Consider the following 13,068-nt stretch of genomic DNA (forward strand, 5'->3'; position numbering starts at 1 on the left):
CGCCCATGAAGATTGCTATTGCAGGTGGAACCGGAACTATCGGCCGTCACGTGGTGGCCGCAGTTGAAATGGCCGGTCACCAGCCGCTGATCCTGACCCGGAAAACGGGCATGGACCTGCTGACCGGCCGCGGCCTGGCCCAAGCCATGGCAGGGGTGGGCGCGGTTATCGACGTCACGGGCACCGCAAGCATGCGCACCAGCACCGCGGTGGACTTCTTTACGAAGGTCACCGAAAACCTGCTGGCCGCCGGCCGCGCGGTGGGCAGCGCCAATCACGTGGCCCTGTCGATCATTGGCGCGTTGGCGGTGGATGCCCAGTATTATGCGGGCAAGGCAGCCCAGGAGCGTTTGCTGATGGCGCAGCCCGGCGGATATACCCTGCTGCGCACCTCCCAGTTCCACGAGTTCGCCGGTCAAATGCAAGGCCGTTTGGGCCTCGGCCCAGCGCAATTCGCTCCGGCCATGCGTTCGCAGCCGATCGCGGCGGCCGAAGTCGCCGCCGAATTGGTGAAGCTTGCGGTGGCCCAGCCGCAAGGCGTGGTGGCAGATCTCGCCGGGCCGCGCGAAGAGCGGATGGCGGATCTGGTCCGGGCCTATCTCAAACACGCCACCGGAAGGGCAAAGCGCGTGATGGAAATACCCATTCCCGGGCCTATGGGGCGTGCCATGCGCGATGGCACATTGCTGCCCGGAGCCGGCGCGCGGCTGGGCTCCCAGACCTTTGCCGACTGGCTGCAGGAACAGCAAAGGCAGTAAGAGCCCGATTGCGGTTTCGCGGAGCCGGCAGCAGCCGGGAAAGCAGGAGCAACGCAGGAAGGCCAGGATGAGGCATCAGTGCACCCTAGCGGCGGCGTTCTCGCGCAGGGCCATGGTTTCCATCTGCTCGATCACGAGCTTGATGGCCTCGGGCTGCTGGTCTGGCGGGTAGCCGTTGATCACCAGCAGTCGTTTGACTTGGGAGCGCAATTTGGCGCGTACATCTTCGCGTACGGTCCAGTCGGTTTTGGCATCCCTTTTCATCATGGCGACGAGCTGTCGGGCGATCTCGGCAAGAATTCCCGGACCTTGCAGATCGACCGCGGACTCGTTCTGGCTGATGGCATCGTAGAACGCCAGTTCCTTGTAGTCCAACGGCGGCTCGAAGCGTTCGCCACGACTGGCCTCATCGGTGATTTCGTCGGCCATCTCCAGCAGCTCGGCGATGATTTCCGCGCTGGTGAGTTGCTGGTTGGTGTATTTGCGCATCAGTTCGGTGATGCGCTGCGAAAAGGCGCGCTGCCGAATCATGTTGTGCGCGGTGACCTTGATGGATTCCTCTGCTACCAATTTACGCAGGGCCTCGATGGCCAGATGCTGGTTCTTGGCCTTCTTCGCCTTCGCAACAAACTCCGGGGTGAGCTGGCCCAAGCTGGGCTTGGGCATTCCGGCGGCTTCGTAGATGTCCAAGACCTCACCGGTGGCATCGGTGGACCGGGCAATGAGGTTCCCCAGCAGCGTCTGGATCTCGCTTGGAATCGGGCGCCCGTTGGCGCGGCGCTCCTGCGCATCGAATTTCGCCATCCAGACACGTACTTCCTCGAAGAACTGCACATCTGCGCGCAGCTCATCCACCGCGCCGGAGGCGGAGCACAGCGACCAGGCGCGCGCCAAGGCCGAAGAGGCGACGCGATAGGTAGCCGCGAGGCTGGCTTCTCCTTCGGCCGGCTGATTGCCTGGAGTCAGCGGATCGCGCAGGTAGTTCACCGTGCTGTGCACCGCGCCGAGCCAGGAACGGGCCGAAGGCCCGCTGCGCAGCAACCGCCAGTCGATACCGGCCAGCATCTTTTCGATCTGGGCGATCAGCTGCTTGGTGAGGACCGCCAGTTCCTCGACGTTGCGGCCCACGGGTTTGCGCTTCTGGTCAGTGGAGGAGTATTCCTGCAAGGCCGCCGCCAGATTATCGGCCAACGGGGCAAACGCCACCAGCAACCCGTCTTGCTTGCCGCGGAAGGTGCGGTTCACGCGGGCCAGGGTCTGCATGAGCAGGGCGCCCTTGAGCGGGCGGTCCAGGTACAGGGTATGCAAGGCCGGGGCATCGAAGCCGGTGAGCATCATGTCCTTGACTATGACCAATTCCAGTTCGTCCTCGGGGTTCTTCACCCGGGCCTTGACAATATTGTTCAGCGAGTCGCGGCGGACATGCGTGGACACCGGTGGCACATCCGTGGCATCCCCGGAATAGACCACCTTGATCTTGCCGGCGGTCAACTCATCGCTATGCCAGTCCGGGCGAAGCCTGACGACCGCGGCGTAGAGGTTCGCGCAGATTTCCCGGGTTCCGCCAACGATCATGGCCTTGCCGTAGGTGGGTTTTCCCTCCGGTTCGGCGATGAACCCGGACATGGTTGCCCGACGCTCCTCCCAGTGATCCACGATTTCCTTGGCGAGCATCTCGATGCGCTCCGGGGCTCCGTAGACCGCATTGACCACGGCCACCGATTGCTCGATCTTGACTCGTTCGGTGTCGTCCAGACCGACGGTGGCCTCATCAGCCGCATTGTCGATGTCCTCTTCGCTCAATTCTTCCGAGCGCTGCACCTTGATCAGCCGCGGCTCGAAGTACACCGGAACGGTAGCCCCGTCGTCCACTGCCCGGGACAGGTCGTAGACGTCGATGTAGTCGCCGAACACGTCGCGGGTGTTGCGGTCTTCGAAGGAAATCGGGGTGCCGGTGAAGGCAATGAGCGTGGCACCGGGCAGCGCATCGCGCAGGTGGCGGGCATAGCCATCCAGATCGTCGTAGTGGCTGCGGTGGGCCTCATCCACCATGACGATGATGTTCTTGCGGTCCGACAGCAATGGATGGCTTTGTCCGGTTTCGCGTTCGCGCTTGGTCTTGCCGAATTTCTGCAAGGTGGTGAAATAGATGCCGCCAGTCACCCGGTTGGACAGTTCAGCGCGCAGGTCGCTGCGCCGTTGGATCTGCATGGGAGTGTCCGGGAGCAGCAGCGAGCGCTCGAACCCGGCGAAGAGCTGGCCGTCCAATTCGTTTCGGTCGGTGATCACCACGATGGTCGGATTCTTCAGTTGGGCGTGCCGCATCACCCGGTTGGCGTAGAGCTCCATTTCCATGGACTTGCCCGAGCCCTGGGTATGCCAGACCACCCCGGCCTTGCCGGTGGACTTCACCGCTGTAATGGTCGAGCCCACCGCCTTCGCCACGGCAAAGTACTGGTGCGGCTTGGCGATGCGCTTTTGCAGCTCCTCGCCGCCGTCGAAGGCGGTGTACCAGAAGAGCAGCTGGAGGAAGCGGGACGGATTGTAAAGCCCGGACAGGGCGGTTTCCAGAGGCAGCGGCGCTTCACCGCTAAGGTCATGGCCGGTTTCCACCGGCACCCCGTCATCATCGACCTTCCATGGCGAAAAATGGTTCAGCGGGGTAAATGGGGTGCCGTACCGTGCATCCAGTCCGTCGGAGGCGAGCGTGAACACGCAGAAGCGGAAAGCCAACGGGAATTCACGCAGGTAGGTTTGCAGCTGGGCGTGGGCCGTGGCCACGGTGGCGGAGACCGCACCGGCCTTCTTCAGCTCAATGATGCTCACGGGCATGCCATTGCAGAAGAGCACTACGTCGAAACGGCGTTCGTACTCGCCCTGCACGAGGCGGACCTGGTTGACGGCCAACCACTCGTTGTCTGATTCTTCCATGCCCATCAGGCGCAGGGTCGGGTTATGTTCGGTGCCGTCCGTATCGTAATAGGACAACCGGTAACCTTCGGTGAACATCCGGTGGACCCGGTAGTTCTCCGCAATGGCATCTTGGGATTTGGGAGCGATGATTTCAGCTAAGGCTTGCTGCAGATACTGGTCGGGCACCCCCGGATTCAACCGACGCAAGGCGGCAAGCAGGTGCGGCTTGATCAGCAGTTCGTCCCAGGAGTCGCGCTCTCCGGTGCCAGGGGCAATGTCCTTGCCGTGCTTGGGCTCCCAGCCTTCTTCGCCGAGCCGTTCGAGAGTGATACCTTCCCAGACATCCTCGTTGTTCATCGAATTCATGAGGGATCCTTTCCTAGGACTGCTGATCTAGCTGATGGGCATCTTCGAGTTCGGATTCGAGCTCTTCGATGGTTGGAAGTCCTGTGGCGAGCTCCGCCGGCAGGGAGTCCTTGATTTCGGTGGCCCACTCGGCGACTCCGATGGGGGATTTGAACCCACGCAACGCGTATTCGGCCACGACTTCGTTCTTCGTCTTGCACAAGAGGAGTCCGATGGTGGGATCATCGTCTGGCTGCGCGAGAAGGTCGTCTACCGCGCTCATGTACATTCCCAGTTGCCCGAGGTGACCCGGTTCGAATTTCGTGACTTTCAATTCGATGACGACGAAGCGGCGGAGCTTGAAATTGTAGAAAAGCAGGTCCGGGAAGAACTCGTCTCCGGCGATATCCAGCCTCATTTGCCGGCCGACAAAGGCGAATCCACGGCCAAGTTCGAGCAGGAAATGCTCGACTTGCTTGATGAGCTGGTTCTCGAGGTCCCGCTCGTCGCGTTGGTTGCCGAGTGACAGAAAATCAAAGATGTATGGGTCTTTGATGGACTCTTGGGCCAGAGTGGCAGCCGATTCGGGAAGCCTGTCGTGGAAATTGGTTACTGCTTTACCGGAACGTTCATGCAGGTGCGTCTCGATCTCGTGGACGAGGGAGTTACGGGACCAGCCCTCTTCGATAGCTCGCGATGCATACCAGAGCCGAGCCTCGGAATTATCAAGCTTCTCTAGCAAAGCGATGTGGTGGTACCAAGGTAATGTTGCAAGCGGCGCTTGCAACATTACTGAGCCCGGCCATGCCTCGGCTAACGATTTCATGTACCGGAGATTTCGCGGAGAGAACCCTCGCGCATCAGGAAACCGTTCCTTCAGGTCAGAAGATAGGCGCGTCACTACACGTGCGCCCCAGCCTTCCTCGGTTTCCCGGGCGAGGAGCTCGGTGCCAATTCCCCAGTAGGTGTGGATTAGGCCCTGATTTACCGCGGAAATAGTACGAGCTTGACCAGTCTCGATACGCGTGGAGACAGCCGTCAGGAGGTCGCCGTACCACTGTGGAACGGAGGATCGTGCTGGGGCATTTGAAAACTCTGCCGAGGACGAACCTTCATCAGCGTTGTTGCCTGAGATAGCCACGGATCTGACTCTCTTTCCAAACGTTTAGTGTTTCTCTAACGAGATAGGGAGTTTCGTCAAGGGAAGTTGAGTGTTGTCTTGGACCCAGTGAAATTTTGCAACTTGTCTTGCAAAAATTCACGGTACCTACTCGTTGGTGATTTTTGGCGAACTCATTCGGAATTCCTCAGCTTTCGCCACCGTCTCGTAGGTCACGACCTCCACGTTGTGCTCGTGCAGTGCTCTCAACACTTCATCGGGAGTCGCATAGAAGAACTCCTTGCGGCCGTTGACCTTGTTGAGCCGGCGGTCGGCGAAGTGTCGATGCAGCATTGTCTCGACGCCAACAGCGTCTTCAGTGAAGAACATGGCGTGCACATCGAAACGGAACGGTACCGAGGCATCGCCGAGTTCTCGCACACGGTCCATGGGATCCTGCCGACGGGTCATGCCGATCTTCACCACGCCCTCGCCGAAGGCCCCGAGATTAGAAATGACATACACATGGCCCAAGCGGAAGTTGGCCTCGTACTCTTCGACACGATGCTGCTCCTCGGACAACTCGTCGAGCTTGCTCTGGATGCGTTCGGCACCCTCCGAATCACCTTGTTCGACCAGCTGGCGATAAGTTTCTTCGTAGCGGGCTTTTTCCCGATCCAACTGTTCTTTCTTCCGGGCGAGTTCTGCTTCGGCTTTCTTTTGTTCGCGCAACTCCTCGCGGCGGGCTCGCTCTTCTTCCTTCTCTGCCGCAACAGCTTGAAGGTGGAGAGTGGCCAGCTGCAGTTCCTGCAGCCGCAAAGAGTGGTATTTGTTGTTGATGTGCAGGTCAATAAGAACCGTGTTGCGCTCGATCATCTCCCGCGCCTTATCGAGACGTTTGGTCGCCGTCTCCAGGTTGCCAGCGCGTACTGCCTTGACACAGTTCTCAGCCTCGGCGTTGTAGGCGCGCAGCATCACTGTGGACATCTGCTTGACGAACTTCTGGCCCTCCTTGGCAGAGTTGTTGAAGGTGAACCCGCTGGATGCGCGAATTGCTTGCTTCTCGCGAGCCAACCGCTTCACTTCAGTACGTACTGCTTCAAGTTCGTTCTTGAGCTTGGCAGATGACTCCGCTGGGTGCTCATAGTCGTAGAGCCCAGTATTCTGGATTGCTGCTGTAGCACGGACGTTGATCAGCTGAGCATTAGTCGATTCGGCGTCCTGCTGAATCGCTAACAGAGCGTGTTCATTCCGGGCAACATCTTGTTCAAGCCTGGCCTTGGAGCGTGCTAGTTCAACGATGTCTTCGAGATTGTGCCGGGCAATGATGTCGCGTAGTTCGGTGTTTTGTTGAGCTAGATCTTCGGCGACTTTCTTGGCGCCCCAACGCTTCACCTTCTGTGGCGGAGCTTGGTCTTTAAAACTTGGTGCGGGGGAGACCTCGACCGTTGAGGAGGATAATGGGGGATCTACAAACTCGCCATCAATCGTCTGGTGCTTTTGTTCGTGCTGCTTCCGGTCCTTATTGAGGCTGACAGCCAAGAAGATGGTGAACGCAATGACAGCTACGGTGATGAAGGGGCCAATGACTGGAATTAGTCCCAGAATGAGCCCAACGACAATGAGTACGACAGACGTGCAACCGATTGCTCCCGCTGAAAGCGGTTCATCCTGGCCCGTAACTTTGATATTCCCCACGATTATCGACTTTCTGGCTTGAGTGATGGTGGTGGCGGGACCGGATGACTGACCACGCCGATCCCACGGATAGATGCTTAGATCGCGTCGCTGACGAGGTTTTCGGCGTCCTTGACGCGCAGCGTACCGGACATGAGATGCGGGAGAAGTGAGTCGCGCAGGCTAGAGAGCGTTTCACTGTTTTCGCGCTGTGTGTGAACCAGTTGCCGTAACGGCATGGCTTTTGCCTCGAACTCTTCACGCCAAGATGCCTCGGCCCACGGGATTGGCGCGCTCAGGAAACGATCGGCTCTTACAGCAGGGTAAGCACTACCCTCAGCTACATTTTCTAGGTATGAGGTGAATTCGGGGCGCTTGGTCGCCTCATAGACGTATGCAATGCAATGCTTCGGTGGGCGAAGGACAGCCAGTCCTGTAGAAGCTACGAGAGTCTGATCATCCGACAAGTTGAGAGAGTGCGAGCGTCTATTTGGCCTCACAGTTGACCAGATTGTGTCGCCATGGATAAGGCCACGTCGAGCACGGCTTGGTGCTTCGCCCCATGGGATGGTTTCGCTCGGGGCGTGCATACCAATTCCGACCGAAGCAATGTCAATGTACTTGATTGTCTTTCCATCTTCGGGCGTGCGACGGTCTGGATTAACCTGAGCGATCTCGCCTAAACTTACTTCCTTTGCGCCTCCGGTTGTTTGTGAGAACAGTGAAGCAAGATACTTGTCTGTAGCCGAGGCTAGTTTCGAGTTGGCCGCGATCTTGTCGTCGAGCGCTCCAAGAACTTCAGCGATGGCTTGCTGATTATGAAGAGTGGGTACGCAGAATTCGTAATTGCCGAGTGTTGTCTTATTGACAATTGGAGTAGCGGATCCCGACGCCTCCAATTTTAGCCGAGCGCTCCAGTTGCTAGTCATGTAGTACAGGAAGTTGGCATCGCAAATTGATGGTTTGGCAAGCAACGAGTTGATTTGTTGATTCGTGCAGGATTCTTCGGTCGCTTGAGTCACTTTACCGATAGTTGCCCCAATGCAAGTTAAGTTTGTGGCGCCCTCGGGGACAAGGCGTTTGATGAGCTTAGCTCGGCCTGCAGGCGATAAGTACCGTGAGGCTGTGACGTTGCGTAACCCATCGACCTGATCGGACGGTGTAATGAAGGGGATGGTATTTCCCCATGAATCCGGTTCCGACGCCTTCGGTGTTGAACCGGTGATGATCGACGCGAGCTCTTTTAGCTTGTAGTTCTTGAACTCAATCACAGGACCCTCCCCAATCGATCGCGTACAATGGCACTCAACCGCTCTGACTCCTCGAATTGCTCGAAGAGCTCCTTCTCCAGCCGTTCCAACTTTTCTTCGATCGGTTCACCGTCGCCTTCGACGTCAGCTGCACCGACAAAGCGTCCTGGTGTTAGGGCGTATCCCGCGTCCTTGATTTCTTGAGTTGAAGCTGAATAGCAGAATCCCGGAACGTCGTCGTAGGTGCCTTCGGCTGATTCCTTGCCACGCCACGTATGGAAGGTATTGGCGATCGTTGAAATATCCTCATCGCTGAGAGATCGCTCGGCGCGGTCAACCATGTGTCCCATATTGCGGGCATCGATGAACAGCGTTTGCCCCGAGCGGTCAATGGAACCGCCTGCACTGGCCGTTTTGTCCTTTGCGAAGAACCAGATGCAAACGGGGATGCCGGTGGAGCGGACGAGCTGGGTCGGCAGGGCCACCATGCAGGAGACCACATCGTTCTCCACCAGCTTGGCGCGGATGTCTCCCTCGCCACCGGAATTCGAGGACATGGAGCCGTTGGCCATGACAACGCCGGCGGATCCGCCGGGAGCCAGTTTGGACAGGATGTGCTGGATCCACGCATAGTTGGCGTTGCCGGTGGGCGGAACACCGTAGGTCCAGCGGGGGTCTTCCTCGTTCCTCGCCCAGTCCTTGATATTGAATGGTGGATTGGCCATGATGTAGTCGGCCTTCATCTCCGGGTGGAGATCGCGGCCGAAGGTGTCGCCCCAGCGGGGGCCCAAATTGGCATTTAGGCCGTGAATGGCCAGGTTCATCTTGGCCATTCGCCAGGTACGCTCATTGAGCTCCTGGCCATAGACCGAGATCGCAGTGCGATCCTCATTATGGGATTCAAGGAATTTCTCGGTCTGGACGAACATGCCGCCCGAACCGCACGCAGGGTCGTAGACGCGGCCGCTCTGGGGTTCAAGCACTTCAACCAGGACTCGCACCACGCCTGCTGGTGTGTAGAATTCGCCACCGCGCTTGCCCTCAGCACGAGCGAACTTCTCCAGGAAGTATTCATAGACTTCGCCGAGCAGATCGCGGGCACGCGTTGACCCTTCACCAGTGAACCGCGCACTGTTAAACATGTCGATCAGTTCACCCAAGCGGCGTTGGTCTACGCTGTCGCGGTTGAAAATGCGCGGTAGGGTGCCCGCCAGCGTTGGGTTGGCCGTCATCAATTCATCCATGGCGGTATCAACAAGCTCACCGATGTTCTTCGGAGCATTTCCGTCAACCGCGGACAGGCCCTTGGCATTCACAGCCAGGTGGGACCAGCGCGCTGCATCCGGAACAAAGAATGCGCCATGTCCGGTGTACTCGTCCGGATCATCGATCAGCAGGGCGATCTGGGCCTCCGCCAGGCCGCTGTCCGTCAATTCGGCGCGGATCTGTTGACGCCGCTCCTCGAAGGCATCCGAGACGTATTTCAGGAAGACCAGACCAAGGATGACGTCCTTGTACTGCGAGGCATCCATGGATCCGCGAAGCTTATCCGCAGCTTTCCACAAGGTGTCTTTGAGTTCCTTCATAGTTGAAGGAAGCGCGGCTTGAGCCGCTGAATTATTACGGGGTGGCATTGCTGCCTTCCTTTCGCTGGGTCCTGCGATCAATCATGTCAATTTTTTGGTCAATAACCATATTGGTTAATGAGTTTTCAAGCGCGTTAATCGTTTCTATTCTTTTTTGCGCGATCTTTTGCTCATTTTTCAGAAACTCCAAAGCTCGAACCAGCAGGTCTTTTTTGTCTTCGGGACAGATCCGGATATGCGTTCTCGGCCATTGCTTCAGCTGCTGGCGGTTAAGCGCTTCGACTATGAGGTCAGGGATCAGCCCACTGGAATTGTCCGCGGTAATTCGCAATGCCTTTGCCGGGAAACGCACCACTCGTGAGCCTGCGCGATCTACGACCGCGCGGACTTCGCCGGTTGTGCTGAAGACAATGTCGCCGGGTTCGGTCAGTTGGCTGTTCCCATATCCGTTAGCCAATGCGAAATGGGAAATAGCTGCATCCGTTTTGGCACTGGGTAGCAAGTGTGCCTCCCAGATGCCGATGCCAGAACGTACTGAGTCGTCGACATCACCTGGAGCAAATCTGGTGCCCGGAAGATGCTTCAAAGCACCGGACTCAAGCAGCTCACCGATGGTTGGTTCATGTCCGCGCTTGAAGTCCAGCCGAGTTTCCAACGCAGAAAATTCGAAAGGAAACTCGGGGCGGGCTTCGTTGGTTTCCTGCACTACTTCGGCAAGAGCCTCCAGCTCGGCGACGGCACGGGCCGACGTTGCGTAGTCGGTGTAGATCTCCCGCTCCATGCGTGGTGCGGGAATCAGCCCTGTGGAGGCAGCGACCACCGTGGGAAGCGGCATCCAGCGTGAGTGGATTACGGCCACTGGTCTCTTGCTGGTCATATTCCGTAGACCAAACGCCAGCTGCGCGCCAAAATCCGCATTGAGCAACTGCGTCAACGTCCGTAGGCTCAGATCCGAGACGAGCATGCGTGCCGGACTCTCTCCGGTGCTTGGCAGTTCCGGCCCAAGAATCCACAAGGCCATGCGCTGCCGTGGCCTCGCGGCCCTTACGCCAGATGGGAGGGAAGCGATCACGTGAACACGCCGACTGCGCAGGATCGTTGAGCGGATCGAGTCCAGCTCCTTGTCCTCCAGCGGTTCGCTGAGAATCGATGCTGGTCCAACGATCAGTGCTCTGTCCTGGCGGTCGAGGCTGAGGGCAAGCTCATCGATTTGGGAAAGCAAGGCACTTGCCGGGGCATCCGGGGCCTCGGGGGACGGCAGTTGGGCCAGATAGGTTGCCTGTCCGTCCGTATGGACTGAGTCCAAGATGACATTGTCCTTACCGACGGCAACGGCTACCACTCGACGCATGGCCATTCGCGCCAGTGCCGACCGCGCGGCCGTGTCCGATTGCTGCAAGCCAACGGTGAGCGATTCTGTTTCCGGGAGTCGAGCCAGTGTGCTGAGCAGCAGGTCGCTTCCGCCGCGGGTGGCCTCAACTATCGCGCCTTGACCGCGCAGGGCCAAGGCCACGTCGGCGAGGAATGAGAGCGCGTCTTCACTGAGAGCCGTTTGGGATCGCTCCTTCAGGTCATCGGTATTCCGCGCCGAATAGATGGCTTCCAAAGCGTGAGCCGCCGTATATGCGGCGTCAGCGCACATGTCCGCCTTCTTTGCCAGATGCTGCAGGTTCCGTGATTCATGGATTTCCTTGAAAAGGAACTCATCATCCGGATCTTCTTCGTCGGCCAGGTCCACGAGGTCATCGACTGCGTAGGTGCCCAAAGGCTCTCCGACCAGGGTCCTCAAGGCCAACAGCGCGGTCAATGGCTCGATGTCCTGCGGATCAATCTGGATATTTATTCCAGCGTCGGTCCGGACATGTGGGTTGTTCCCTTTGCCAGTCTCTTCCAGCCACGACACCACGTCATGCGAGAAGAAATAGCGCTGTTCGCCGCGAACTACGGCAGGTTCTGGAAATGGTGTGGAGCCGGCGGCATGCCGCTTGATCCACATATTCACGACGGGACGCCTGACCTGAGCCAGGCTCGCAATATCGGACATGCTCATGAGGTCACCGTGTTGATTTTCCATGAACACCTCCTGGAATTGTGGCGCCGATTGTTCCTTTCTCCATCATGTCAGAGTTCCAAGCATTATTCTCATTTTCTTTGATAACCCCCATTATCAGTTTATTTAATGACTCAGAGTGAATGTTCTCCGTAGCGTGGACTCGTCAGCACAAGCTGGCATCCAGTTGGGCCGGGCCAAGTTTGGGGACGCGGTCCGGCCCAACAGATCTCATCACTTTCCAGGAGGTAGCGACATGTCGGAGACAGCCGACCAACCGCCAACTGAAACCAGCGAATTGGAGCAAGCAACGCGCTTGCCGCGACGGTGGATGCTCCCGGCAGCAATTGGGGGAGTTGCCGGTTGCCTCATCGGTGCGCTGGCGGTTGCCGGCATGTCGAACCCTGGACTGTTTGCCGGCGGGCCCGATTTTGCCCAGGTTGCCGACGAATGCGAAGTTTCCGCGGAAGGCTTTCTCGTGCTGGATGACGGCGAGGCGCTGCAGCTGGACAGCAAAGGCAGTGACGTCTGGGATTCCGGAACGGAGGACTTCGCGCAGATTGCCTGCGTGCTGGCCGGGCTGGAGGTCCCCGGATCGGTGATCAGCAAGATCGACAGCACCCGGGCGCTGGATGGCCGCCAAGACGACAGCTGGGACGGCGTGGCAATTTCCTGGTCCTACCACCCCGACTCCGGGGTGGACATTCTTCTAGAAAAGGAGCGGTAACCATGAATTCCACCGAGCAATCCTCCACAGCTGATTCTTCGCACGTCAACCGAAAGCGCCGCGGATGGTTCAAACCTTTGCTGGCGCTCGTGGTCCTGCTGGGAACGCTGGCCGTCGGTTTCCTTGTCGGAACCGACAGCATGGATCCGACCCAGAGCGAGGAATACGCCGCTCTGGGGGCCGAGAAGTCCGTCGTGGAAGGCGAACGGGATGCCTTCGAGGAGGCGCGCGACGAGGTGCGGCAAGAACTCGACGAGTACCGGGACGAAACCGAAACCCGGGAAGCCGAGCTGGCTGAGCGCAGCGACGAGCTGGATTCCAGATCCAAGGGGCTCGACGAGCGCAAGGAGGAGCTGGATGAAATCGACGTTGCGCTGGCCGAACGCGAGAAAGCCGTCGGCAAGGCCGAGGACGAGAAAGAAGCCAATACCGTCAGCAACGGCGTGTGGACCATTGGCGTGGATATCAAGGCCGGAACCTACAGGTCTGACGCGCCAGTCTCCAGCGACTGCTATTGGGCAGTGCTCAAAACAGGGACCAATGGGGACATCATCGACAATGACATCCCGGGCGGCGGACGTCCTTCGGTCACCGTGGGCAAAGGCCAAGACCTCGAGCTGAGCCGTTGCGGTACCTGGACCAAGCAATAACTGATCATCACTA

The 13,068-nt window shown here is 58.5% G+C and carries 9 protein-coding genes; 3 read left to right on the top strand and 6 right to left on the bottom strand.

The window, feature by feature from the left end; genetic code table 11:
• The first annotated feature begins 5 nt into the window (after window positions 1-5).
• Window positions 6-758, top strand: a complete 753-nt coding sequence (locus tag ACT3UA_RS08745; protein WP_096287559.1) for an SDR family oxidoreductase — start codon at window positions 6-8, stop codon at window positions 756-758.
• Between the two features lie 75 nt (window positions 759-833).
• Here the strand turns inward: ACT3UA_RS08745 and ACT3UA_RS08750 are convergent, their stop codons facing one another.
• The 6 genes from ACT3UA_RS08750 to ACT3UA_RS08775 all read right to left on the bottom strand — a co-directional run bounded on the left by ACT3UA_RS08750 (window position 834) and on the right by ACT3UA_RS08775 (window position 11,702).
• Window positions 834-4,028 carry a type I restriction endonuclease subunit R gene (locus ACT3UA_RS08750; protein WP_217990403.1) on the bottom strand — a complete coding sequence of 1,065 codons (3,195 nt, stop codon included), beginning with the start codon at window positions 4,026-4,028 and terminating at the stop codon, window positions 834-836.
• Window positions 4,029-4,050: 22 nt separating this feature from the next.
• A complete protein-coding gene (locus tag ACT3UA_RS08755; protein WP_255248485.1) occupies window positions 4,051-5,157 on the bottom strand; it encodes a PDDEXK nuclease domain-containing protein in 1,107 nt (368 codons plus the stop codon).
• A gap of 126 nt (window positions 5,158-5,283) precedes the next feature.
• A complete protein-coding gene (locus ACT3UA_RS08760; protein WP_217990398.1) occupies window positions 5,284-6,813 on the bottom strand; it encodes a DUF4041 domain-containing protein in 1,530 nt (509 codons plus the stop codon).
• A gap of 77 nt (window positions 6,814-6,890) precedes the next feature.
• Complete coding sequence (locus ACT3UA_RS08765) at window positions 6,891-8,063, bottom strand: restriction endonuclease subunit S (RefSeq protein WP_176484226.1); 1,173 nt, start codon at window positions 8,061-8,063, stop codon at window positions 6,891-6,893.
• Window positions 8,060-9,676, bottom strand: a complete 1,617-nt coding sequence (locus tag ACT3UA_RS08770; protein ID WP_444616012.1) for a class I SAM-dependent DNA methyltransferase — start codon at window positions 9,674-9,676, stop codon at window positions 8,060-8,062. The genes ACT3UA_RS08765 and ACT3UA_RS08770 overlap by 4 nt, the downstream gene beginning before the upstream one ends.
• Window positions 9,663-11,702 (bottom strand): hypothetical protein, encoded by a 2,040-nt coding sequence (locus tag ACT3UA_RS08775; protein ID WP_096287553.1) that lies wholly within the window; start codon window positions 11,700-11,702, stop codon window positions 9,663-9,665. Before ACT3UA_RS08775 ends, ACT3UA_RS08770 begins: the two co-directional genes overlap by 14 nt.
• 232 nt (window positions 11,703-11,934) lie before the next feature.
• On the opposite strand from ACT3UA_RS08775, the gene ACT3UA_RS08780 reads away from it, so the two are divergent.
• Together ACT3UA_RS08780 and ACT3UA_RS08785 are read left to right on the top strand one after the other, a co-directional pair.
• A complete protein-coding gene (locus tag ACT3UA_RS08780) occupies window positions 11,935-12,405 on the top strand; it encodes a hypothetical protein (protein WP_096287551.1) in 471 nt (156 codons plus the stop codon).
• Window positions 12,406-12,407: 2 nt separating this feature from the next.
• Complete coding sequence (locus ACT3UA_RS08785) at window positions 12,408-13,055, top strand: DUF3552 domain-containing protein (protein WP_096287549.1); 648 nt, start codon at window positions 12,408-12,410, stop codon at window positions 13,053-13,055.
• Window positions 13,056-13,068: the final 13 nt, after the last annotated feature.

Origin of the sequence: Glutamicibacter sp. 363 (assembly GCF_052379505.1) — a bacterium.
In the GTDB taxonomy this organism is placed as follows: domain Bacteria; phylum Actinomycetota; class Actinomycetes; order Actinomycetales; family Micrococcaceae; genus Glutamicibacter.